Raw genomic sequence first — 21,393 nt, forward strand, 5'->3', positions numbered from 1 at the left:
TTCTCGCCACTTCGCTCCCCCCCAGGCGGGGGGGGGGGAGCCGGCTCGGCGGGGGGGGGGGGGGCGGCGGGCGGGCGACCGGCTCGGCGGCCCCCCCCAGGGTCTGAGCCCTCCGTCCTCAGCTGCCGAACCCAACGAGAACAGGAAGATCATGCACAGGACGGAAGTGACCCCGCTGTCCGGGCCGTTCGACGGCGCCGGATGGGACCGGCTGGGCCCGGGCGCTGCGGTCCAGGGCAGCCGCTGGCTGCGGTCGATGATCAGCCGGCTGCCGGGCGAGCCGGTGACGGTGCGGTACGACGGCCCGAACGGCGCCCTCGCCTTCACCGGTGCCGTGGTCCGCGACGGCGACGCGTACGAGGCGTACAACCCCTGGGCGATCCTGCGCCGCAAGGATCCCGTCTTCCCCGAGGCGGAGTGCTCGGCCCCGCGCGTCCTGCCGCAGCTCGGCGACGGACAGGAGGAGATACTGCCGGGACTGCTGCTGGTGGCACCCGGCTACCTCGGGGATCCGGTGGGGCCGGCCGCGCACCACCCCGAGAGCATGCAGCAGTGCCTCGCCGAGGTCTGCGCCTGGGCGCGCGGGGCGGGCCTGGCCACCGTGTCGGTGCTGTACACCACACCGGCCGCCTCCCGGGTCCTGGCCCCGGCGGTCGGCGCCCTGGGCGGTGACAGCTTCGATCTGACGACGCGTTCGATGATGCCCGTGACATGGGACGACGAGGAGGGCCTCGCAGCCGTCCGGTCGAGGCGGCGGCGCTTCGAGGTGCAGCGTCAGCTGCGCCGCCTCGCGGAACACGGTTGCGTCATCGGGACGGGAGACCCCGACGAACTGTTCGACGAGGTGGTCGAGGGCAGGTGTGCCCTCCTGCGCTGGTACGGGCAGCCTGCCGACGAAGCGGCCGAGCGGCGCCGACTGCGCACCCTCATCGACTCCTTCGGCAAGGACCTGTTGCTCTACACCGCCCACCATGACGGCCGGCTGATCGCCCACGCGCTGTTCGTGTCCGACATGAGGACGTTGCAGAACGTGTACACCGGCACCACCGAGGCCGGCCGCACCATCCCGTACGCGCCGCTGGCCGTGACCTATCACGAACCGATGCGGCGTGCTACGAGGGAGCGCTACGACTGGATCGACTACGGGGTCGGCCATGGAGACACCAAGCGGTTGCAGGGCTGTGGCGCCGTACCGCTGACGGGACATGTGATCCCGCTGTAGTGGCGACCGTCAAGGTGGTGGACGTTCACACACCGACAGAGCTGCCCCCGCCGGCGAGGTCCCCCACCGGCGCCAGCACGTGTCCACCGTTGCCGGCGCACCACCACACAACCTCGCCGTCCCGCTCCGCGCCATGGACGCCAAGGCCATGCCGGGGGCACACCGGCCAGACCTGCCAGGTCAGTTCGAGCAGGCTCTCCTGAACCATTATCGTCAGGCTGGTCAGTGCCGTGGTCAGGTCGTCGCACATGTTCGGCAGGATGTGGCCGCCCCAGTTGAGCCTTGTGCCGTCGGCGAGTCGGACACCGGCTCCCGCCGGAAACAGATCATCCAGGACCTCGATCTCCGGTTCGCCTTCGATGCCACGTGTGGGCAGGTCGCGGGCGACGATCCGCAGCGCGTCGCGCAGCGTCTCCAACCGCTCGGGGGCGAGGTCGAAGCCCGGCTCGAAGCCCACGTCGTCCAGGATGCGCCAGGCCAGCGCCGTCATCTCCGTGCGGGACACCTCGGCCGGATCCCGCTCGACGACCTCCAGGATGGCGTCGGTGCAGTGGAACCGGTCGAGCAGTTCGCAGGCGAGAGCGACGACGTGGTGTGGATCGAGGCGGTTCTCACGCAGGCCGAGATAGACCCTTTGCATCAACTGCTGAGTATTCGCTTCGTGCTCGGCCATGGTGTCGCTCATCGGCCCAGTATGGAGGCGGCATCCTTGCGCGCGGTCGTCGGCGGAGAGGTGGACCACGGCCTCCACCCCCGGCCCTCAGATCTCCACCCGATGACCAACCCAGGGGCCGAGGTCGGGGCACCGCGTCGCGGCGAAGGTGGATGCATGACAGCGAACATCGTGATCATGCAGTTGGCGATCCTGGCCGTGGTGCTCGAGTCCGATCTCGGCCGCCGCAAGATCGGCTGGTTCCGGGTGGGACGGCCGATCATCGGCGTCGCCCTGATCGTGCCCTTCTTCTTCACCTCGCTGCCCACCGGCGGCAACGACCTGCTGCTGCAAGGTGCCGGCGCGGTGGCCGGAGCGGCGCTCGGCCTCTTCTCGGTCTGCCCGCTGCTGGTGTCCGTCGACTACGCCCCAGAGTGGCGGCGCCGTTGGCCGCGCACCTCGCCCGCCCCGGGCAAGCCCGTCGCGATCAGCCACTCGGGGGTCGGTTACGCCGCGGTGTGGATCGCCGTGACCGCCGCACGGCTCGGCTTCGCCTACGGCGCTCAGCACGTTTTTCCAGTAGGGCTCGGCGTGTTCCTGACCGCCCATCACCTCAGTGGCACCGGTCTGTCGAACGGCTTCATCTTCCTCTCCGTGAGCATGAGTCTGTGCCGCAGCCTGGGGCTGTGGGTGCGAGGCCGCGCGCGCCTGGCCCGGACCATGACAGTCCTGGACACCACGCGGGCGGCGGAAGCCGCGCGGTGATCCTCATCGCGCTGCTCGCCCCGGTCACCCGAACCCTGCGCAGCCCCGCACCAACCCCGTCCTTCGTGCCGAAGCTTCTGGCACGCGTCCTGGATAATCAGAGCCGATGAGCATCGTCAGAAGGTTCAGCCCGACTGCGGACCACCCAGGGGTCGGCCTGAGCGGCATGATCCAAGCCCCCCGGGCGCGCGCAGTGGCCATGCTGGTGGGCCTGGGCGTGACCGTCCTCATCAACGTTGCCGCGCTCCCCACCGACCCCGGAATCGTGGCGCCTGTGGCCCTGACCACCGCCGCGCTGGCCTGGCTGGGCACGATCGCCGGCATCAGAGGTACCCGGGTGGCCGGGGTCGTCGCCGTGATGGGCGCGGCCGGGGCTGTGCTCACCGTCACGGATACCAACGGGCTGATCTTCACCGGCGTCGCGGCGAGCACGGCCGCCGTCGCATTTGATCCCGTGGCCGCCCTCGTGCTCTCCACCGCCGGCCCCTTGGCCTACTGCCTCGCAGCGATCCCTCGCGGGCCCTTCCCTGGGCACCTACTCGCCACCGCCACCGTGGCCCTCGCCGGACTGGCGGCCGGTGCGAGCCGACGCGAGATCGATTTACGAGCCCGGCACAGGACCCTGGTCGCCACCGAACGCCGGCGTGCCGAGCTCGCCCGAGCCGAGACAGCACTCGCCAGTGAACGCAACCGCCTCGGCCGCGAGCTGCACGATGTGCTTGCCCATACCCTGGGCGCCCTGTCCATCCAGCTCACCGCGATCGACACCCTCGCCCGCACCGACGCGCCGCGCGAGACGCTCCTCACCCAGATCGAAGTCGGTCACGAACTGGTCGGCACCGGCCTGGACGAGGCGCGCCAGGCGGTGCGCGCGCTGCGCGGTGAAGGCGAACCACTGGCCCAGCGGCTCGGCCGCCTCTGCGCACTGCACCAGGCTGAATTCGCGTTGAAGGGTGACAGTCAGGAACTCGATGCCGACACGACGCTCACCCTCTACCGACTCGCCCAGGAAGCGCTGACCAACGCGGCCAAACACGCCCCCGGCGCACACGTGAGCGTGCACATTGGCTTCGGCCCCGAAGAGGTGACCGTGAAGGTCGCCAACACCCGTCCCGCACCGGCCCCGTGTCCGGATGCCCCGGTGCCGCATGCCTCGGACCCGGAGACTGCCGCGGCGCCGCGCACGAGCGGAGGGCGGTTCGGGATCCAGGGCATGAGGGAACGCGTCCAGCAGGCGGGCGGCGACCTCCAGATCGGCCCCACGCCTGACGGCGGCTGGCTGGTCGCCGCACGCGTTCCCTACCGACACGGCAACCTGGCCCACCACAACGCCGAGAGTGACGGGGGTGACCGATGAACCCCACGCCGATCTCGGTGATCATCGCTGACGACCACCGCGTCGTACGCGAAGGCCTGGCCACCATCCTCGGCGCCGTCGAAACCGTACACGTAGCCGGGTTGGCAGCAGACGGCGCCCAGGCCGTCGACCTCGCCGTGGCGCACGACGCGGACGTGGTCCTGATGGACCTGCACATGCCCGGCGCCGACGGCGTCGAGGCCACACGCCGGCTCAGGACCGAACGCCCGGCCACGGCCGTCGTCGTCCTCACCACCTATACCGACGACGACTCCATCCTCGCGGCACTGGAGGCCGGCGCCACCGGCTACCTCACCAAAAACGCCTCCGCCGCCGACATCCGCCGCGCCATCGAGGCCGCCGTCTCCGGCCACGCCATGCTCGACCCGCTCGCCGCCGACCGCCTGATCCACGCCAGCCGCCGCAACGACCCAGGCCACCGCGAGAAGGACGCCCGCCTCCCGGACGGCCTCACCGAACGCGAGGGCCAAGTACTCGGCTTGATCGCCCAAGGACTCTCCAACGCCGAGATCGCCTCCAGGCTGTACCTGAGCCGCTCCACCGTGAAGACGCACATCAACCAGATCTTCACCAAGACCGGCAGCCGCGACCGCCCACAGGCCATTGTGTACGCACACCGTCACGGTATCCACGCCGAGGACGACCCACACCGGGCAGACAGCTGATACGCCGAGCCTCTCGAGGGCCGCCGGTCCGAGGAAGTCAGGCGGTGGCGAGGCCGGCGTGTAGCAGCGGCAGTTCCTGAGAACCGGAGGCCCAGGCGGTCAGGCCGCCCCGGATCACGCCGCGCTCCGTCCTTGCCCGCCAGTCACGGCTTTTCCGCCAACCGTTGGATCTCCCTCCACCGCGGGGCGTCGTCGTCAGGGACGTCCGGAGACGCGAAGTGGAAGGGCACGTGAAGGTGTTCGGCCAGCTCCCGGCCGGCCGTGGCGGCGGCAACGCCCGGTGGAGGGCCGTCACGTCGGTGGTGGACGGTCGCCAGGTGGCCCTGCCCCTCGGGGGCATCCAGGACCGCGACCAGGAGTACGAACCAGTCGTGGACCGTATCGCCGTCCCAGAACGCTTCCACGGCTGCCACACGGCCCGGGAGAGCCGTGGCGCGGGCTGCGAGCGAGGGGAGGTCCAGCGGATCGGGCGGCGTGCGCTGCACCCGGTCGCCCAGAGCCTCGTATCGCGCGTGGACCACGCGTTCTGCGTCGTGCAGGCCCACCCCCAGCGGTCGCAGCGCCTCCACAACGGTCCTGATCGCAGGCAGCCGGCGGTCGCGCAGCACGTCGGCATCGACCTCTCGGCAGGTTCGTTCCTCCAAGTAGTTCCACCAGCCGCTCACTCGGCCACCAGCCAGGACTTCAGGGTGCGCGTCATAGGTGCGAACGTACGTCATGGGTGTTGGCCGTAGCCCAGCTGGTTGTGCATCACATTTTCAGCGGCAATCCCGCACGCCGAGGCTCTCCACGGGAAGGGGACATTCCGGTCCCTGTGGCGAAGGCGTTACATCTCCGTGACGCCCATAACGAACGAAACCGGCAGGTTTTGTGGCGTCAGTTATTCGGGGCGCGGCCCCACCGACCACAGCCAGACACGGAGAGTCGACCATGGGTAAGGCCACCACGTTCATGATGTCAGTTGCCGGCGTCGTACTGGCGGGAGTCGCCGGTGCGGGTGTCGCACAGGCATCCACCATCGCGCATCCGGCCGGCTCCGGCGCACCGTCCTCATGTCGCCCCGCCAACCTCACGACGAAGATCACGCCGGACGCCGGCAGCGCCGGGCACCGCCACTACCGGGTCACGCTGACCGCCGCCCCCAGGACCAGCGCCTGCCAGCTGGCCGGCTCTCCCCGCGATGTGAAGTTCTACAACCACAGCTCTCTGAAGGGCATCACCGCGAGGCCCTACGGCTCTCAGGGCACCAAGGTGACCTTCGGCCCCGGCCACCCCGTCCACTTCGACATCCAGGTGCCCAGTGCCTCCAAGGGCACGGCCGCCAACCGGGTCGTCTTCACTCTCAGGACCCCCGGCGGCGGGATCATCCCCGGTGACCAGGAAGCCGACGGCAAGCTGTCCGTGGGCTCCGGCACCCGAATCGGCCCCGTACAGCCCGGCGCCTGACCAACGCCTCAGAGCGAGGACGTGCCGGCCGAGGGGGCGGTGACGGGCGCCTGTGGCCGTAGCAGGTAGCACGGACTCGGCCAACGCCTCGGAGCACCCGGCAGCACACCCGGAAATCCGCCAGCGATTTGCCTTCTGCCAGCGGCAGAACACTGGTTCCACCGGGCTCGACGATCACTAGAGTCCAAGCTCATGACGACGGTGACAACGCGCACGATCGAATACGCGGCCGACGGTCTGACAATGGTCGGGCACCTCGCGCTCCCGGCCGGTGTCGACCGCCGGCCCGCGGTTCTGGTCGGGCCCGAGGGGATAGGGCTCAGCGACGTCGAGCGCCGCCGGGCCGATGCGCTCGGCGAACTGGGATACGTGGCGCTGGCCTTCGACCTCCACGGCGGACGCTATGTGGATGACCCCGAGGAGATGCTGGCCCGTTGCATGCCGCTACTCGCCGACCCCGACCGAATGCGAGGCATCGGCCACGCGGCGCTCGACGTGCTCCGCGCCGAGCCGCGGACCGACCCCGACCGGATCGCCGCCATCGGCTACGGCACCGGAGGCGCAATCGCGCTGGAACTCGGGCGCGACGGCGTCGACCTGCGTGCGATCGGGACAGTCAACGCACTGACCACGGGCCGGCCAGGCGAGGCGGCGCGCATTCGCTGCCCAGTGTGGGCCGGGGTCGGATCGGAAGACCCCATCATGCCGCCCGCTCAACGGAGCGCATTCACCGCCGAGATGCAGGCTGCGGGCGTCGACTGGCGCCTCGTGGTCTACGGCGGCGCCTTGCACGCCTTCCATCACCCACCGGTCGACCACACCGTGCGCCCCGGCGTCGGCTACCACGCCCGGCACGCGCAGCGAGCTTGGCGTGACATCGTCGACCTGCTCGCCGAGTGCCTGCCGATAACGGAGTGATCCGTTCAGCAACGGAGATCTCGGACCGCAGACATGCTTGCTCGGCTACGGCCGCTCCACGCACGAGTTTCGTCGGCGGCAAGGTCGGCAGGACAGCGGGCGGGCGCTCGGGGCCGTGTAGGGTGGTTGTGTTCGTATTTGATCAGGGACTGGAGAGGGGAGGTGAGGTTGATGACCGCGCTCATGGCCACCGTGCGTAGCGTCCAGGTCTTCCTCACGTCCCGGGCCGTGGCCTGACTCTCTGTCCTGTCCTCGCTGAGAGCGTGAGCTCGCGGGGCCACCACACGAACGTCTCCCGAAACGGATCTTTCATCGTCATGGGCACTATGTGGTTCTCGCGCGCCGAAACCAGCGCCGACATCCCCATCATCCGCGACATCAACATCGCCGCTTTCCCCACCACTGCCGAGGCTGACCTCGTCGACAGCCTGCGCGCCGACCCAACCGCCTGGATCGAGGGCCTCTCCCTCGTCGCAGCGGACGAGACCGGCCGCCCGGTGGGCCACGCGCTGCTGACCCGCTGCCACATCGACAGCACGCCGGCCCTGTGCCTGGCCCCGTGCGCCGTCCGACCGGAGCAGCAGCAGAGGGGTGCGGGTACGGCGGCGATCCGTGCCGCCCTGGCCGCAGCACGATCCCTGGGAGAGCGCCACGTGGTCGTCCTCGGCCATCCCGCCTACTACCCCCGGTTCGGGTTCACCCGTGCCTCCGGTCACGGCATCGGCCTGACCATCGATGTCCCCGACGACGCCCTGATGGCACTCAGCCTCGACGCCGGCCATCCGCTCCCCGGCGGGACCGTCCACTACGCCGCCGCGTTCGGTATCTGACCCGGCCCGTGCCGCGCGGGGCAATCTCCCGCGCGGCGCGCGCACCGGGCGCTGATCTCAGGGCTGCTCAGGGCTCCGCAGGGCTCCTCACCGTGAGGCTGCCCCTTCTCATGAGCATCGAAAACGGCTCGATGATGGTGCCTCCCGAAGCCGGATTCGCTCGTCCTTACCGCGCCTGGCATGGGCGGACAGCGCTGGTCTGCCTTGCAGGCGTCACGCGGCGGCTGCCGCGGCGATCTGCTCGATCTCGGCGGGGGTGCCCGCCATGATGGTGCGCAGGTGTTCGGTGACCAGTTCCACCGGCCAGTCCCACCATGCCGCGCGCAGGAGCCGCTCGATGTCCGCGTCGTCGTAGCGGCGGCGGATCGGGCGGGCGGGGTTGCCGCCGACCACGGTGTACGGCTCGACGTCGGTGGTGACGACCGCGCCGGCCGCGATGATCGCGCCGTCGCCGATCCGCACGCCTGGCATGATCAGCGCCTGGTAGCCGATCCAGACGTCGTTGCCGATCACGGTGTCGCCCCGGCTGGGCATGCCGGTGACCAGGTCGAGGGTCCGTTCCGTCCAGCTGCCGCCGAACATGGTGAACGGGAAGGTGGAGACACCCAAGGTGGGGTGGGCGGCGCCCGCCATCAGAAAGCGGGTGCCGGCGGCGACCGCGCAGTACTTGCCGATCACCAGCCGCTCGGGCCCGTAGCCGTAGAGCACGTTCCTGCGCTCGAAGTCCGTGGCGCCGTCGGGGTCGTCGTAGTAGGTGTACTCGCCGACCTCGATCCGCGGGTCGGTGACCAGCGGGCGGAGCAGGACCACCCGGTCATGCCCGGGCAACGGGTGCAGCGCCTCGGGGTTCGGGATCGACACGGTCATGGCTGGGGTCCTTCCTGTCACCACACCACCTAATGCGACCGGAGTCGCGTTAATATCCTGGCAGTAGATCCACACCCCTGGCAAGCCTTAACGCGACTGGAGTCGACTTTGACTGGGAATCCGGAGACACCGCAGAGCAGGACGACGGGCACCAGGCCGGGAGGGCGAAGCGCGCGGGTCCGTGCCGACGTCGTCGCCGCGACCCTCGCCGAACTCACCGAGCATGGATACGACCAGCTCACGGTCGAGGCGATCTGCCACCGCGCCGGCGTCCACAAGGCCACCGTCTACCGACGCTGGGGCGGCATCGACGGCCTGATCGCCGACGCCCTCGCCCTCTCCGCCGACCAGCCCTGGCCCATCCCCGACACCGGAGACGTCGACGAGGACATCCAGTCGCTGGCCCACGAGGTGTACGCCACCTTCACCGACCCCGAACAGGGCGCCACCCCGACGGCCCTCATCAGCGCCGCGCTCCGCTCCGACCAGGGCGCGAAAGCACTGCACACCTTCTTCACCGCCCGCCACCAGCAGGCCGCCGAGGTCGTCACCCGCGCCATGGCACGGGGCCAGCTCCCCGACGACGTCGACCCGGCAGAACTGATCCGGGCCGCCACCGCCCCGCTCTACCACCGCCTCTTCATCACCGGAGAACCCCTCGACGAGCACGCCGCCCACCGCTCGGCCGCCGCAGCCCTCCTCGCCGCCCGCGCCGGCCTGTTCCGTGCGCCGGCACCCTGACCCCTCCCACCAGGACCAGCGACCGATGGCGATGCCGCCGGCGGCGACCGCGTCTCCGGCCGATCCCGGCACCCGGCCGGCACCGCAGGGTGAAGCTGACCGGCGGGACCAAGGGGATGTGACATCCCGTCCCGGCCTCACGGGGGTGGGCCAGGAAGACGTCCCGCCGGTCACCGGAACACATCCGACCGTTGGGGGCCCAACTCGTGGGCGCCGATCCGGTCTTCCAGGCGCTCGGTCGGGCGAGTTCGGTCCGGCCGCGGGCGGCGTCCGGGAAGGCGACGTGGTCGGCCGTGCGGTTGCCTTTTCCGGGCCGCCCGGGGGTCAGCCGTTGAGGTTCCGCATGAGCTCGGGGGCGTAGCGGTCGCCGGAGACGATGCCGCGCGGGGCGACGGCTTCGAGGGCGGCCACGTCCTCATCGGTGATCGTTACGGTGGTGGCGGCGATGTTCTCCTCCAGGTAGCGGCGGCGCTTGGTGCCGGGGATGGCGACCGCGCCCTGGTGCAGGACCCAGGCGAGGGCCAGCTGGGAGGGCGATACCTGCTTGGCGGCGGCGATGCGGCGGACCTCGTCGACCACGGCCAGGTTGCGGGCGAAGTTCTCGCCCTGGAAGCGCGGGTCGGTACGGCGGAAGTCATCGGCGGCGAAGTCGTCCGGGCTGGTGATCGCACCGGACAGGAACCCGCGTCCGAGCGGCGAGTAGGCGACCAGGCCGATCCCGAGCTCGTTCAGGGTGGCCATGACCCCGTCGTCCTCGATGCCGCGCTCGAAGAGCGAGTACTCGGTCTGGACCGCCGTGATCGGGTGGACGGAGTGGGCGCGGCGGATGGTCTGCGGGGCTACTTCGGACAGGCCGAGGTAGCGGACCTTGCCGGCGGCCACCAGCTCGCCCATGGCGCCGACGGTCTCCTCGATCGGCACCTGTGGGTCGACCCGGTGCAGGTAGTAGAGGTCGACGTGGTCGGTGTCCAGGTGACGCAGGGAGCGGTCCAGGGAACGCCGGATGTACTCCGGGCGCCCGTTGTGGCCGACGAGCGTGCCGTCGTCGGTGAACTCGATGCCGGTCTTGGTGGCGACGACGGCCTGCTCGCGGCGGCCGGCGAGGGCCTTGCCGAGGAGCTGCTCGTTGATGAAGGGGCCGTAGCTCTCGGCGGTGTCGAGCAGGGTCACGCCCAGTTCCAGGGCGCGGTCGATGGTGGCGAGGGATTCGGCCTCGTCGGTGCTGCCGTAGAAGGCGCTCATGCCCATGCAGCCGAGTCCTTCGGCGGAGACGGTCAGGCCCTGGCTGCCAAGGGTGCGGAGTTCCATGGTGATCTTCCTTGCTGGTGCGGGTCGTCCCGCGGGGTGTGGCTGGTTGGCTGTGTGTCCGGTCCGCTGCGTGGCCCTCTGCCCGGGACCGGGTACGGCCCGACGCCGGGTGCGGTGGCGGTGGGGCCGGGCAGTCAGGGTGCTGGTGCGGTCGCCGCGCCCGGCGTCGGCGGTGCACCCGGTCCGGGCCGCGGGGCGAGGCGGTCAGCGCACCCAGGAACCGGTGAGGGCCTGGACGGCGGAGCCGTCGAGGTCGGCGAGGGTGGTGGCGACGAAGTCGCGGGCCCACTGCGAGGTCTGGATGCGGAAGGGCGGGTGGGCGACGGTCAGGGCGTCGACGATCGGGGCGGCTGCCTCGGTGGGGGTCTGGGCGTCGGCGAACGACTTCTGGGTGCGGGTGATGTAGGCCTCGAGCGCCGGGCCGTAGGGACCGGCGGCGGAGAGCAGCGCCGGGACGTCCAGGCCGAGATTGGCGACGAACTCGCTGGCCACCGCACCCGGCTCGACCACGGTGACATCGACGCCGACGGTGGCGGCGACCGGCGCGAGAGACTGCATGAAGCCCTCGACGGCGAACTTGGCCGCGCAGTAGGCCTCGTTGAAGGGCTGGCCGACGACGCCGCCGACGCTGGTGACGGTGATCACCCGGCCCTTCGACGCGCGCAGGTGCGGCAGGGCGGCCCGCGTCACCGCCACCACGCCGAAGAAGTTGACCTCCATGGCCGCGCGGACGTCGTCGACGCTGCTCTGCTCGATGGTGCCGACCTGGGCGGCGCCGGCGTTGTTGACCAGTGCGTCCAGGCGGCCGTGCTCGGCGACGACCTCGTCCAGGCAGGCGGAGACGCCGGCGGCGTCGGTCACGTCCAGGCGCTTGACCTGGATCCGGTCCGCGACACCCGCCTCGGCGGCGGCCTGGAGCAGGGCCTCGGCCTTGCCGGTGTCACGCATGGTGGCGATGGTCGTCCAGCCGGCCCGGGCGGTGCCGATGGCGGCGGCCAGCCCGATGCCGGAGGACGTACCGGTGATCAGAACCGTCTTCGGGGAGGTCATGCGGGTCTTCCTTGCCTGGGGAGGAGAACGGGTCTGCACCCGTAACCGGGGAGTTCCCCGGTTATCTGGGGACGGTAACCGGGGAACTCCCCGGTTGTCCAGCTAGACTGGTCCCCGATGAAGGGAGCAGCCTTGACCAGCAAGCCGAGCGTGTTGCGCGCCGATGCCCGCCGCAACCGGGAGCGCATCCTCGAAGCGGCCGTGCGTGCCTTCTCCGAGAAGGGCCCGGACGTCGCGATCGACACCATCGCCAAGGCCGCCGGCGTCGGCTCGGCCACGCTCTACCGCCACTTCCCCACACGCGAGGCGCTCGTCGAGGCGGCCTACCGCAACGAGCTGGCCAGGGTCTGCGACAGCGCCGCGAAGCTGCTCGCCGACAACCCGCCCGACCGGGCCATCCGCCTGTGGATGGACGACTTCATCGACTATGTGGCTGCCAAGCAGGGCATGGCGGACGCGCTTCGGGCCGCGGTCGCATCGGGCGCGGACCCCTTCGCCGAGACCCTTGACAAGCTCGCCAACGCGATCGGCACCCTGCTGCGCGCCGGCGCTGACGCCGGTCTCCTGCGCCCGGACGTCGACCCCATCGATGTCGGCTTCAGCCTGGCGGGTGTCGCGCTGATCACCAGCGCTCCCGACCAACGCGAACGGGCCGGCCGCCTCCTCGACCTGCTCCTCGACGGCCTCCGGTACGGAGCGGACGGGTAGACGCCCAGCTCGTGACCCGGCCTCCGGCCGTATTCACCAGCCGCACCATTGCGCAGCATCGAGTGCCGCGACCGGGAAGGTTCAGCGCCCCCAGTCACGGCTCTGGCAGGAGCGCCCGCCCCTGGGCAGCCCGCGCGAACAGCTTCCGGGGCAACGGACGTACGACCCCGGCCCCACGTCGCCCCGGTGTTCCAGCCGCCCCGGAACACCTCACTCGTTCGCCCGCCGGAGAATCGGTTCTGCCTGAGCTGGGCCGGTGACGGTACGGGACTCCCTCGGGGAGCGGGGAAGAGGTCCGGTGCCACACCACCTGAGCACTGGAGTCGACATGAAGCGTTTGGGGTTCTCCGTCCTGGCCACCGCCGCCGCCCTTGTGGTGGGCGGAGCCACGCTCGCGACCGCGCAAGGCGGTGACGCCGACAAGCCCGGCACGTCCGGCTCGCACGTCTCCGGCCGCGCGAAGCAGGCGACCGTCGGGCGCTACTGGGGTGACGACGTGATCGTCCAGCCTGGCAAGTACGGGACGGCGAGTGCGTCCTGCCCCGCGGGAATGGTGAGCACCGGCGGGGGCGGCTCCGAGGGCAACGCCAGCCAGAGCGGCGGCGAACCGTTCATGCTCGCCTCCTATGGCGGTCCCAACGGCTGGACGGTCGGTGTGAAGAACACAGACACTGTGGCGCGGCCGATCATCGCCTTCGTCGTCTGCATCACCCCCTGAGCCGCCCGGCGGCTGTACAGCACACGGCGGGGGTCTACCGAACTCTCGCGACATCCGGTGCGGCGCCTCGCAAGGCGCCGGATCGGCATCGTACTGGGCCCACTCGGTCGATACCCCGACGCCGCAACGCGTCCTGTCGGACCTCCCGCGATGAGTACGCCTTGTCCGCGATGACCGTGTCGGGTCTTGGCCGCGGCCGCCCGGCGCCGGTCCGAGGCACCCGCGCAGATTCCAGCACCGCTTTGAACACGGTGCAGTCACTGACGTTTCCGGGGGTGAGGACGACAGCCAGGGGCAGGCCCCGGCCGTCCCAGGCGAGATGGACTTTGGTAGTGGGCCCAGGTCCCGTTTTGCTCCCAACGGGCGAACCGCTCATGAACCGTCTGCCACGGCCCATAGCGTTCCGGCAGGTCACATAACGCGCCGTTGATCACCGTCCGGTGGTCGCGCCACGGACGGCCGGGTCCATCGGCAGCCGGCAGCAGGGGCTCAGCGCCTCCCACGCCGCGTCCGTCAGCTCGCCGCGTCGTGTCACGTGATCGGTCACGAACTGGGCCTCATGCAGCCGTGGGCGTCTGCGTCTTGGCCTGGCGCACCCCGCGCAGGGCGCCGGACCAGGCGATCACCTGGTCGAGCATGGTGTCCACGGCGGTGTCGAGGCCCTCCTGGGGGACGAAGGTGCCGGTGTGGAACGAGGGGTGTGTCGAGATGGTGGGCTGGGCGCGGACCGTGGCCACCTGGAGTTCGGCGAGGACGAGCCGCAGCGCTTCGGCGGCCCGGGCCCCGGCGACCCAGCCGCCGTAGCTGATGATCCCGGCGGCCTTGTCGTTCCACTCCCGGTAGACGTAGTCCAGGGCGTTCTTCAGGGCTCCGGGGAAGGAGTGGTTGTACTCGGGGACGAGGAAGACATAGCCGTCGAAGCTGTCGATCAGTGCGCCCCAGGCGCGGGTGTGGTCGTGCTGATACTGCTGGAAGTTCGGGTTGCCAGGCTCGTCGAGGTTGCCGAGGTCGTGGTCGGCGAGGTCGATGAGTTCGTAGTCGGCTCCACCATGGGCACGGGCGGCCTCCAGTGCCCAGGCGGCGATCTGGTCGCCGCGGCGTCCGGGGCGGGTGCTTCCGAGGATGACTGCGATGCGAAGCGGCATGGTCTTCCTTCCCAGAGAGTTGTCACGTCAACTCTAGGTCGGGGTGAGTTGAAGTGACAACTCTGCTGGTCGCGGTATCCTCGGCGACATGACGGAGATGCGGTCGCTGGAACCCGAGGAATGGGAGTTCTGGAATACCTGGATGCGCGCGCAGCGCCTGCTCACCAGGGAGCTGGAGCGCGGTCTGCAGCGTGACTGCGACATCTCGAAGGCCGAGTTCAGCGTGCTGGTGACACTGTGGCAGGCCGCCGGCCGCGAGATGCGTGTCGGCGAGCTCTCCGCATCGCTCGACTGGGACAAGAGCCGCGTCTCACATCAGCTGACGCGCATGGAAAAACGCGGCTTCGTCAAGCGCACCCAGTACGGGGCCGATGGTCGCCGCGCGGGGATCGGGCTGACCGCCGAGGGGCGCCGCGCCGCCCAGAGTGCCATCCTCGTGCACGGCGGCAACATCCGCCGCCACTTCCTCGACTCCCTGACCCCCGAGCAGGCATCAGTCATCCGGGCATGGAGCGAGCAAGCAGTCGATCGCCTCGAGCCGCACCGCAGCGAGGCTGCCAGCGGCGGCGCGTCCTAGACCGCGCCCCGCGCCGCCAGCTCGGCACGAGCAACGGGGAACGCCGCACCGTCAGATCTGTGCCGGCGGGCAGTGCGGCGTGGCTGGGACGCCCTGTGTCGGCAGCAGGCAGGCTTGCCTTGCGCGTCTGTCTCTCTGGGCCATGACTTTCGTGACGCGTTCCCCATCTCACAAGCGCGCGACCAGATCCGGACCGGTCTGGGTGTTGACGTGGGCTTCGACCTGGCGGGCGGTGCGGACGGCCGGCCGGCCGACCCCGGGTCGAGAGCGGTCGGTGCGCGGTTCCTTGGGGGGACCGGACGTACGGCGGAGGCCGCGTGGTGCGGCCCAGGCTCAGGAGAGGAGCAGCACACGGTCCCAGACGGGTTCGTGCCGTTCGCTGTCCGGCCCGCCCGGGCTGGGCAGTACCGAGAGCAGTGCGGCGGCCACGCCCGCCGCGCCTTCCAGGATGCCGGGGTTGTCCTCGGCCGGCGGTCGGCCGTACTGCGGGCCGGTGGCGCTGCGGGGGCCGGTCAGGTGCCGGTAGCCGTAGTCGGTCTGCTCGTCCCAGGCTGCGGCGAGCCGGTCGGCCAGCCGGTCGCAACGGTCGAGCAGCGTCCGGTCGGCGGCCTGCTGCCCGAGTCTCCACAGACTCTGGAGAAAGCCCGCCTCGCCGTGGCAGACGGTGGGGCCCCTCAAACCGTCCAGGCTGTCCGGGCGGGCCAGTACCGCGTGGGTGCTCGCCAGCGCGAGCCGGCTCCAGGTCTCCTCGCCCGTCACCCGGGCGGCGCGCAGCAGGGCACCTGCGATGCCCACCGTGCCGTAGCACCAGGCGGCCCCCGCGGCGCCGGTGCGGGGCGAGGAGGGCGGGAGGCGCTCGCCGCGGGCCCGGGCCAGTTCGTCGTCCAGCGGGAGCCGGCGCTCCCAGTACGGCCCGTAGGCGTCGCGGTCAGCCCGCTCGGCCAGCCAGCCGCCGATCCGGCGCAGGGCGGCCGGCTGTCCGTCGACCGCCACTCCCAACTCGGTACTGCGGGCGAGCAACGCCAGCGGGCCTGCGATGCCGTGGGCCGTCCCGAGGCTCAGGTCACCCCGTGGGAAGCGGGCCCGGTCCGCCTCGGTCGCCTGGCGGTGGCCGGGCACCCACCAGCCGGGCACCTCACGGCCGTCCACCCGCACCGGCCGGCTGACCGCGACGAGGTGGGCGAGGGTGGCGCGCAGTGCGGGCTCGGCCGTGGCGCGCTCCTCGGCGTCGCCGTCGGTGACCGCACTGAGCAGCACCCGGCCGACGCCGGCGGCGCCGGTGATGGCGTCGTAGCCGGACCAGGACACCCCTGGTCCAGCGGGCTGGGCGGCGAGGCGGGCGATCTGCTCGGCCGCGACGTGTGCGGTCAGGGTGTGGCGCAGGCCCGGATAGTGTCCGCCGTCCCGGGCCGCCGTCTGAACGGCCGTCAGTACCGCGGCCGGGCCGTGATGCACACCGAACGAGGCCGTCTTGGCCAGGGCCCGGGCCGCCGCCGCCAGCCGGCCGTGTACGGCGGGCAACCGGCCCGGATCGCGGCGCGCCAGCTCGGCAAGGAGCAGGGCGACGCCGGAACCGCCCTCGAGTGCTACGGCGGGGCCGGTCGGGCGCGGCTCGTCGGTGAGGGCGGCGGCCACCCGGTCGACGACGGCCGCGATCCGCTCGGTGCTGCCGGGCACTGCCGCTGTGGTCACCGCTGGTGCCTCCTTCGGTCGGCGTTGCCGGTCACGCAGGCGCGGGCGAGGGCGTGGACGCGCAGCTCGGCTTCCCGGTCGGGTCCGAGCAGCCGGTTGCAGGCCATGTGGAGCAGGCTCGCCAGCACCCCGGGCAGTGGCGACCAGTCGGCGCCGCGGGCGGCGAGCGCGTCCAGCTGCCGGCGATAGGCGCGCAGATGTACGGCCTGGTCGGCCAGGGCCTGCGCCAGTTGGTCGCCCAGCGGATGCCCGGCCAGAGCGGGCCAGCCGCCGGCCGGGTCGATCAGCCGCAGCCACTGCGTCCGGTGGGCCCGGAAGCCGGGGGGCGGCTGCTCGCCGGCGGCGCTGCCTGCCAGCCAGGCTGCGCCCCGCTCCTGGTAGCGGGTCGGTGTGTCCACCGCGCGGGGCGGGCCGAAGGCGTGCGCGATGGCGGCGAGCGACAGCGCGGCCAGCGTCTCCTTGCCCCATGGCACATCACCGCCTGCGCCGTCGGCCTGCCGGGCGATCCGCAGCATAGTGAGCGCGGTACGGCTGTCCGCGGCGAAGAAGCGTTCGACGGCCGCCTGGGCCTCGGGACCGCCGTAGCGCTCCCACTCGGGGTCGTAGCCGTCCAGCACGAACCGCCCGACGAGGCCCTGGGACGTCCACTGCCGGACCGCAGTGTGCAGCGGCGGCAGCAGTGCGGGCCACAGGCGGTCGGCGGGTCCGTGGAAGCGCAGCCGGAGGTGGTCGTCCGGGTCCCGGTACCGGATGAAGAACCATCGGTCGACCAACTCACGGATTGCTACCGGGAGTTCGCTGAGGAACGGGGCGAGGTGGGCGGTCAGGAAGGAGTCCGTCTGTCGGCCGGCGAGGTAGAGCTTGGCGTACAGCCACTCGCCGCCGGGCTCGGCCAGCCGCGGCTCGGCCGTGCGGTGCTGGGTCGGGCGCGGCTGGGCCGGGTGCACCGCTGGGAGGCGGGGTGCGGCCGTCGGCAGCCGGATGAGGGGTACGGCGGGGGCGAGCGGCGCGGCCATCGGTTCCCGGACGAAGGCCAGCGCCAGTTCGCAGTGGTGCGCCCGCTCCTCGGCCTCCCGCAGCCAGCCATCGGACCGTTCCTCCCCGCCGGGCAGCTCGACGGCGAGCAGATGGGGGTCCTTGGAGAGCGCGTCGCGCAGCAGCTCGCGGTGCCAGGACTCGGACAGGTCAACCGGCAGCCTGAGGTCGGCGCGGGTCAGCACCAGCTGCTGCGGTGCCCGCCAGCGCTCACGCCAGTGCCGTACGGCCTCGGCCCAGCCGGCCGGATCGAGCCCGGTGTGCTCGCGCAGCTCGTCCAGGCGCCAGGTGGCGGGTGCGAGCACCATCCGGCCGTACCGCACTCGGGGCCAGAACGGCGCGCTGCCGGCCGGTCCCCAGTCCCAGGGCGCATAGGGGCGGTGAGCGTGACGACCGACCTCGATCAGGAATCGGGCGGCGTTCGGCGCCTGGCCACGCAGGTCCATCGCGTGGTGGGCGTGCGGCAGCAGCCGGCGCCCGGTCGGCAGGTGCACGAGATACAGGTGTTCGAGGGTGGCGGCCACGCCGATCTCGTCCAGCGGTACGGCGGTCGCGGCGGGGTCCGGCGGCAGCCCGATGGTCACCTCGTGCGTTGCGGTGCGCGGGCTGTTGGCGACGTTGAGCGCCCGGGTGAGGCGCGGCTGGTAGGCGACGGCGAGGTGGAACGCGTCCGGCTGCTCGGGGAAGGCGAAGGCGGCCAGCTCCTCGTTGACCGAGCCGGCCAGTCCGGCGAACCGGCCGTACGTGGCGCCGGCCTCCAGCGCACCCGGTCCGCCACCGCTGACCAGCAGGAAGTCGCCTTCGGCCAGTGCCTGTTCGTCGGCGGCGACCAGGGTGCAGAACAGCTCGCAGGAGCGCGGCAACAGGTCGCGGTCCGGCTCCCCGGGAGCCAGGCGCGCCACCAGGTCGTCGTCCAGCACCACCTCCCGGGCGCCGTCGCGTAGCGCCTCGGCGGCCAGTCGGCCCAGCAGCAGCTCCCGCTCACGCGGCGGCCGCGGCGCGGGATCCTCGCTGCGGGACGAGGCCGGCCAGGTGTAGCCGGCCGGGGCGCCGGGGCCGACCGTGTCGTCCAGCACCTCCGGCACCGGGACGACGCGGTCGGGTCCGTAGCGCTCCAGGAAGTCGCGGTGATAGCCGCGCAGCGGCCCCGGGCCGGGCGCGGACAGCCGCCACAGCACGCCGAGCCCGCGGGCCGCCTCGTCGGCGACCGCGTGCGGCAGCCGCACCTCGGCGGCCAGCGCCAGATCGACGTGGATCAGCCGGTCGGCGGCGGCCAGCTGACGCATCCTCTCCTCCAGCGCGGCCAGCACCGCGCCGCGCTCGCCCCAGGTGGTGGCGGCGTCGTAGCGATCGCGGTCGGCGGCTATCGCGCGCAGGGCGGCCAGCAGCGGCAGCGGGCGGCCGGCGGACCGCTCGGCGGCGGTCAGTACGTCGATCACACGGCTGAGCGGGTCACCGCCGTCCAGTACCGGCCGCAGCCCGGTGATCAGGAACTCCTGGCGGACCAGTGTGGCCAGCAGGGCGGCGGCCGCGCCGGGTGGTGCGGTGGGGTAGCGGCGCTGAAGCTCCGCGGCGGCCTGCTTGCCGGTTGTGCCGGCGGCGGCCAGTTCCAGCGCGGCGGCAACCACCGGCGTGAGCCGGACGGAGACCTCGCTGCGGGTGCTCTCGCCCGCGGTGGCACCGGGGTTGGAGGGCGCGGCCGTCACCAGCCGGCCGCCGCGCGGGATGGTCCCGGCATGGGCATGCAGGCTCAGGTGCGGGAGCAGGTCACGGTCCTGCTCAAGCTGCTGGACCACGCGCAGCAGCCAGTCGAGGTCGACCCGGGTACGACTGCGGGCCGGGTCCACCCAGGACACCTTCGCCGCCGGGCCGTCGGCCGCGGTGGCGAAGCGGACCGGTGCGACGCCGGCGAAGCGCCCGAACGGGGTGCAACGCGAGCGCAGCCGGATCTCGTAGCGCAGCACGGAGACCACGGCACGGCGCAGTTGGGCATCGGTACGACCGGCGAGAGCGGTGGGGTCGATGCTCGCGGCCACGAGGCTCGCCAGGCTGGGGCTGGCGACCCGGAGGGCATCCATGAAGACGCCGTCGCCGGCCGCGCTGCTCAGCAGTCGCTCGCAGGCCGCGCGATCGGTGGCAGAGGCGGTGGCCCAGACGGCGCGGTCCTCGTGGCTGCGGCTCGGGGCCCGCAGCAGGGCAACCGGGGCGGTGCGGAAGAGCGGCTGGGGGGCGGGCGGCAACGGCATCAGTGGCGGTCCCTCGGTGGCGGTCCCTCGGTGGCGGTCCCTCGGTGGCGGTCCCTCGGTGGCGGTCCCTCGGTGGCGGGCCTTCGGTGGCGGTCCCTCGGTGGCGGTCCCTCGGTGGCGGGCCCTCGGTGGCGGGCCCTCGGTGGCGGGCCCTCGGTGGCGGGCCTTCGGTGGCGATCGCGGGCGTGGTCGGCTGGTCGGGCGCGGTCGCGGCTGGATGCACGGATGGCGGCCGGACGCGCGGGGGTGGGGGTAAGGGGGTCGGGAGTCGGCAGTCTTGGGGCCGCGGCCCGCGGGCCCTCAGCGGCCGACTCCGTCTGGCATACGCCGTGGACGGAGCCGGCCTGCGACCTTCCCCCTCAGCAGCCGCACTGTGTGGGGAAGGTGGACCAGCAGGTGAGGCTGCTCAACAGCACCAGGTGGGGTAGCAGGAGGCGCAGGTGATGGAGGTGAACGCGGCCTCGGCTGCGTGGGTGTCGTCCAGCTCAATGCGGACGTCCAGGTCGAAGAGGTCATCGACCTCGGTGTCGGCGAGAACCGGAAGGGTGGCAGCGCTCATGTCGATCTCCTCGGAGTCGTTGTCGGAACGGTGAGCCGTGCGGCGGGACGCTAGCTTCGGCCCCCTGAGCGTCGCTTGACCCAAACGCGGCCGGGGCACTCCCCCGTCCCAGGGAGTGCCCCGGCCGCATTCGCCGGCGTGGTCGGTGTCAGTGATAGGTGTGGACGACGGCGTGGCCCTTGCCACGGCCGATCAGCCACTTGTTGACGGGAGTGGTGAGCAGGAAGGCGATGGCCAAGCCGCCCAGCAGCGAGGTCCAGAACAGGCTCTCGTCCAGGTGGGCGTCCATCGCCCCGGGGACCAGCGCGATGATGCCGTTGTCGACCAGCTCCATCACCGCGATCGAGACGGTGTCCGCGGCCAGCGCGACCTTGATCGCGGTCTTGAGATCCAGGCGGGCGCGTCGTACGGCGAACAGCGTGAACGAGTAGCCGAAGACGAACGCCAGCAGGGTCGCCAGGACCATCGTCTGCACGTTGCCCCACGTCAAGGCGGTGCCGATGGCCATGCCGAGGATCTCGCCGATGGCGCACCCGGTCAGGCAGTGCAGGGTCGCCTTTGCCGCCGTCCCCCACGAGGTGCCTTGGGGCCCGCCGTGATGGTCCTCGTGCACGGCGTGGGCGTGGTGGGCTACGTGGTCGTGAGCGGCACCGGCGTGGTGCGTGCTGTGGTCCATGATCTTCATCCCCAATGCCGTCGAGTGGGGTCGGGTTCCCGGCCCCCACACCACCCCAACCACATACCCCCGGGGGGTATTCCTAGCATCGCGGAACGCTTCGACGAGGCCCGCACGCCCAAGGTCGGCCTCGGCCAGATCTGATGGGTGCGACCAGGCCCAGCGGTGCTCTGGAGGGGCTACGGCGCCGCGGTG

The 21,393-nt window shown here is 71.8% G+C and carries 21 protein-coding genes and 1 pseudogene; 11 read left to right on the forward strand and 11 right to left on the reverse strand.

The genetic code is table 11. The annotated features are described in order from the left end of the window. The first annotated feature begins 151 nt into the window (after positions 1 to 151). Positions 152 to 1,222, forward strand: coding sequence for a GNAT family N-acetyltransferase (locus ACFVIU_RS33815; RefSeq protein WP_385847265.1), 1,071 nt, complete (start codon positions 152 to 154; stop codon positions 1,220 to 1,222). 25 nt (positions 1,223 to 1,247) lie between these two features. On the opposite strand, the gene ACFVIU_RS33820 is transcribed toward ACFVIU_RS33815, so the two are convergent. Further along, positions 1,248 to 1,907, reverse strand: coding sequence for a hypothetical protein (locus tag ACFVIU_RS33820; protein ID WP_385847266.1), 660 nt, complete (start codon positions 1,905 to 1,907; stop codon positions 1,248 to 1,250). A gap of 144 nt (positions 1,908 to 2,051) precedes the next feature. Between ACFVIU_RS33820 and ACFVIU_RS33825 the strand changes: the two genes are divergently transcribed. The 3 genes from ACFVIU_RS33825 (at position 2,052) to ACFVIU_RS33835 (ending at position 4,682) form a co-directional block, all read left to right on the forward strand. Continuing rightward, entirely contained in the window at positions 2,052 to 2,639 is a 588-nt protein-coding gene (locus ACFVIU_RS33825) for a hypothetical protein (protein WP_385847268.1), read from the forward strand. Positions 2,640 to 2,745: 106 nt separating this feature from the next. Further along, a complete protein-coding gene (locus ACFVIU_RS33830) occupies positions 2,746 to 3,996 on the forward strand; it encodes a sensor histidine kinase (protein WP_385847269.1) in 1,251 nt (416 codons plus the stop codon). Further along, on the forward strand, positions 3,993 to 4,682 hold the full coding sequence (locus tag ACFVIU_RS33835; protein ID WP_385847271.1) for a response regulator: 690 nt from the start codon (positions 3,993 to 3,995) through the stop codon (positions 4,680 to 4,682). Before ACFVIU_RS33830 ends, ACFVIU_RS33835 begins: the two co-directional genes overlap by 4 nt. Before the next feature lie 143 nt (positions 4,683 to 4,825). Here ACFVIU_RS33835 and ACFVIU_RS33840 read toward each other — a convergent pair whose 3' ends face one another. Further along, positions 4,826 to 5,401 carry a hypothetical protein gene (locus ACFVIU_RS33840; RefSeq protein WP_385847272.1) on the reverse strand — a complete coding sequence of 192 codons (576 nt, stop codon included), beginning with the start codon at positions 5,399 to 5,401 and terminating at the stop codon, positions 4,826 to 4,828. Between the two features lie 211 nt (positions 5,402 to 5,612). On the opposite strand from ACFVIU_RS33840, the gene ACFVIU_RS33845 reads away from it, so the two are divergent. The 3 genes from ACFVIU_RS33845 to ACFVIU_RS33855 all read left to right on the forward strand — a co-directional run bounded on the left by ACFVIU_RS33845 (position 5,613) and on the right by ACFVIU_RS33855 (position 7,876). Further along, complete coding sequence (locus ACFVIU_RS33845) at positions 5,613 to 6,128, forward strand: DUF4232 domain-containing protein (protein WP_385847273.1); 516 nt, start codon at positions 5,613 to 5,615, stop codon at positions 6,126 to 6,128. Positions 6,129 to 6,320: 192 nt separating this feature from the next. Beyond that, positions 6,321 to 7,046, forward strand: coding sequence for a dienelactone hydrolase family protein (locus tag ACFVIU_RS33850; protein WP_385847275.1), 726 nt, complete (start codon positions 6,321 to 6,323; stop codon positions 7,044 to 7,046). A 317-nt stretch (positions 7,047 to 7,363) separates the two neighbouring features. Beyond that, complete coding sequence (locus tag ACFVIU_RS33855) at positions 7,364 to 7,876, forward strand: GNAT family N-acetyltransferase (RefSeq protein ID WP_385847276.1); 513 nt, start codon at positions 7,364 to 7,366, stop codon at positions 7,874 to 7,876. Positions 7,877 to 8,089: 213 nt separating this feature from the next. On the opposite strand, the gene ACFVIU_RS33860 is transcribed toward ACFVIU_RS33855, so the two are convergent. Next, entirely contained in the window at positions 8,090 to 8,743 is a 654-nt protein-coding gene (locus ACFVIU_RS33860; RefSeq protein ID WP_385847278.1) for a CatB-related O-acetyltransferase, read from the reverse strand. A gap of 108 nt (positions 8,744 to 8,851) precedes the next feature. On the opposite strand from ACFVIU_RS33860, the gene ACFVIU_RS33865 reads away from it, so the two are divergent. Continuing rightward, entirely contained in the window at positions 8,852 to 9,484 is a 633-nt protein-coding gene (locus tag ACFVIU_RS33865; protein ID WP_385847279.1) for a TetR/AcrR family transcriptional regulator, read from the forward strand. Positions 9,485 to 9,808: 324 nt separating this feature from the next. Here the strand turns inward: ACFVIU_RS33865 and ACFVIU_RS33870 are convergent, their stop codons facing one another. Together ACFVIU_RS33870 and ACFVIU_RS33875 are read right to left on the reverse strand one after the other, a co-directional pair. Continuing rightward, on the reverse strand, positions 9,809 to 10,792 hold the full coding sequence (locus ACFVIU_RS33870; protein ID WP_385847280.1) for an aldo/keto reductase: 984 nt from the start codon (positions 10,790 to 10,792) through the stop codon (positions 9,809 to 9,811). Between the two features lie 204 nt (positions 10,793 to 10,996). Beyond that, on the reverse strand, positions 10,997 to 11,842 hold the full coding sequence (locus ACFVIU_RS33875) for an SDR family oxidoreductase (RefSeq protein ID WP_385847281.1): 846 nt from the start codon (positions 11,840 to 11,842) through the stop codon (positions 10,997 to 10,999). 132 nt (positions 11,843 to 11,974) lie between these two features. On the opposite strand from ACFVIU_RS33875, the gene ACFVIU_RS33880 reads away from it, so the two are divergent. Both ACFVIU_RS33880 and ACFVIU_RS33885 read left to right on the forward strand, forming a co-directional pair. Beyond that, positions 11,975 to 12,550 (forward strand): TetR/AcrR family transcriptional regulator, encoded by a 576-nt coding sequence (locus ACFVIU_RS33880; protein ID WP_385847282.1) that lies wholly within the window; start codon positions 11,975 to 11,977, stop codon positions 12,548 to 12,550. Between the two features lie 328 nt (positions 12,551 to 12,878). Then, positions 12,879 to 13,268 (forward strand): hypothetical protein, encoded by a 390-nt coding sequence (locus ACFVIU_RS33885; RefSeq protein WP_385847284.1) that lies wholly within the window; start codon positions 12,879 to 12,881, stop codon positions 13,266 to 13,268. Positions 13,269 to 13,335: 67 nt separating this feature from the next. Here ACFVIU_RS33885 and ACFVIU_RS33890 read toward each other — a convergent pair. Together ACFVIU_RS33890 and ACFVIU_RS33895 are read right to left on the reverse strand one after the other, a co-directional pair. Continuing rightward, a pseudogene (locus ACFVIU_RS33890) lies at positions 13,336 to 13,803 on the reverse strand (transposase); the annotation flags it as partial. Positions 13,804 to 13,825: 22 nt separating this feature from the next. Then, positions 13,826 to 14,413, reverse strand: coding sequence for an NADPH-dependent FMN reductase (locus ACFVIU_RS33895; RefSeq protein ID WP_385847285.1), 588 nt, complete (start codon positions 14,411 to 14,413; stop codon positions 13,826 to 13,828). Between the two features lie 88 nt (positions 14,414 to 14,501). On the opposite strand from ACFVIU_RS33895, the gene ACFVIU_RS33900 reads away from it, so the two are divergent. Beyond that, positions 14,502 to 14,990, forward strand: a complete 489-nt coding sequence (locus ACFVIU_RS33900; protein ID WP_385847287.1) for a MarR family winged helix-turn-helix transcriptional regulator — start codon at positions 14,502 to 14,504, stop codon at positions 14,988 to 14,990. Between the two features lie 333 nt (positions 14,991 to 15,323). Here the strand turns inward: ACFVIU_RS33900 and ACFVIU_RS33905 are convergent, their stop codons facing one another. The 4 genes from ACFVIU_RS33905 to ACFVIU_RS33920 all read right to left on the reverse strand — a co-directional run bounded on the left by ACFVIU_RS33905 (position 15,324) and on the right by ACFVIU_RS33920 (position 21,198). Continuing rightward, positions 15,324 to 16,682: a lanthionine synthetase C family protein gene (locus ACFVIU_RS33905; RefSeq protein WP_385847288.1), complete on the reverse strand. Its 1,359-nt coding sequence runs from the start codon at positions 16,680 to 16,682 to the stop codon at positions 15,324 to 15,326. Then, positions 16,679 to 19,963: a lantibiotic dehydratase gene (locus ACFVIU_RS33910; protein ID WP_385847289.1), complete on the reverse strand. Its 3,285-nt coding sequence runs from the start codon at positions 19,961 to 19,963 to the stop codon at positions 16,679 to 16,681. Before ACFVIU_RS33910 ends, ACFVIU_RS33905 begins: the two co-directional genes overlap by 4 nt. A 406-nt stretch (positions 19,964 to 20,369) precedes the next feature. Continuing rightward, complete coding sequence (locus ACFVIU_RS33915) at positions 20,370 to 20,522, reverse strand: FDLD family class I lanthipeptide (RefSeq protein WP_385847291.1); 153 nt, start codon at positions 20,520 to 20,522, stop codon at positions 20,370 to 20,372. 148 nt (positions 20,523 to 20,670) lie between these two features. Further along, positions 20,671 to 21,198 (reverse strand): DUF4396 domain-containing protein, encoded by a 528-nt coding sequence (locus ACFVIU_RS33920; RefSeq protein WP_385847293.1) that lies wholly within the window; start codon positions 21,196 to 21,198, stop codon positions 20,671 to 20,673. Positions 21,199 to 21,393 lie beyond the last annotated feature (195 nt).

It is taken from the genome of Streptomyces sp. NPDC127190, from assembly GCF_042672505.1.
Classification (GTDB): domain Bacteria; phylum Actinomycetota; class Actinomycetes; order Streptomycetales; family Streptomycetaceae; genus Streptomyces.

Bases quoted from the DNA above. Each gene is read 5' to 3' on its own strand.
- ACFVIU_RS33835 (WP_385847271.1), top strand. From the start codon at position 3,993: ATGAACCCCACGCCGATCTCGGTGATCATCGCTGACGACCACCGCGTC.
- ACFVIU_RS33860 (WP_385847278.1), bottom strand. From the start codon at position 8,743: ATGACCGTGTCGATCCCGAACCCCGAGGCGCTGCACCCGTTGCCCGGG.
- ACFVIU_RS33855 (WP_385847276.1), top strand. From the start codon at position 7,364: ATGGGCACTATGTGGTTCTCGCGCGCCGAAACCAGCGCCGACATCCCC.
- ACFVIU_RS33815 (WP_385847265.1), top strand. From the start codon at position 152: ATGCACAGGACGGAAGTGACCCCGCTGTCCGGGCCGTTCGACGGCGCC.
- ACFVIU_RS33820 (WP_385847266.1), bottom strand. From the start codon at position 1,907: ATGAGCGACACCATGGCCGAGCACGAAGCGAATACTCAGCAGTTGATG.
- ACFVIU_RS33910 (WP_385847289.1), bottom strand. From the start codon at position 19,963: ATGCCGTTGCCGCCCGCCCCCCAGCCGCTCTTCCGCACCGCCCCGGTT.
- ACFVIU_RS33885 (WP_385847284.1), top strand. From the start codon at position 12,879: ATGAAGCGTTTGGGGTTCTCCGTCCTGGCCACCGCCGCCGCCCTTGTG.
- ACFVIU_RS33830 (WP_385847269.1), top strand. From the start codon at position 2,746: ATGAGCATCGTCAGAAGGTTCAGCCCGACTGCGGACCACCCAGGGGTC.
- ACFVIU_RS33845 (WP_385847273.1), top strand. From the start codon at position 5,613: ATGGGTAAGGCCACCACGTTCATGATGTCAGTTGCCGGCGTCGTACTG.
- ACFVIU_RS33900 (WP_385847287.1), top strand. From the start codon at position 14,502: ATGACGGAGATGCGGTCGCTGGAACCCGAGGAATGGGAGTTCTGGAAT.
- ACFVIU_RS33825 (WP_385847268.1), top strand. From the start codon at position 2,052: ATGACAGCGAACATCGTGATCATGCAGTTGGCGATCCTGGCCGTGGTG.
- ACFVIU_RS33840 (WP_385847272.1), bottom strand. From the start codon at position 5,401: ATGACGTACGTTCGCACCTATGACGCGCACCCTGAAGTCCTGGCTGGT.
- ACFVIU_RS33870 (WP_385847280.1), bottom strand. From the start codon at position 10,792: ATGGAACTCCGCACCCTTGGCAGCCAGGGCCTGACCGTCTCCGCCGAA.
- ACFVIU_RS33875 (WP_385847281.1), bottom strand. From the start codon at position 11,842: ATGACCTCCCCGAAGACGGTTCTGATCACCGGTACGTCCTCCGGCATC.
- ACFVIU_RS33895 (WP_385847285.1), bottom strand. From the start codon at position 14,413: ATGCCGCTTCGCATCGCAGTCATCCTCGGAAGCACCCGCCCCGGACGC.
- ACFVIU_RS33850 (WP_385847275.1), top strand. From the start codon at position 6,321: ATGACGACGGTGACAACGCGCACGATCGAATACGCGGCCGACGGTCTG.
- ACFVIU_RS33920 (WP_385847293.1), bottom strand. From the start codon at position 21,198: ATGGACCACAGCACGCACCACGCCGGTGCCGCTCACGACCACGTAGCC.
- ACFVIU_RS33915 (WP_385847291.1), bottom strand. From the start codon at position 20,522: ATGAGCGCTGCCACCCTTCCGGTTCTCGCCGACACCGAGGTCGATGAC.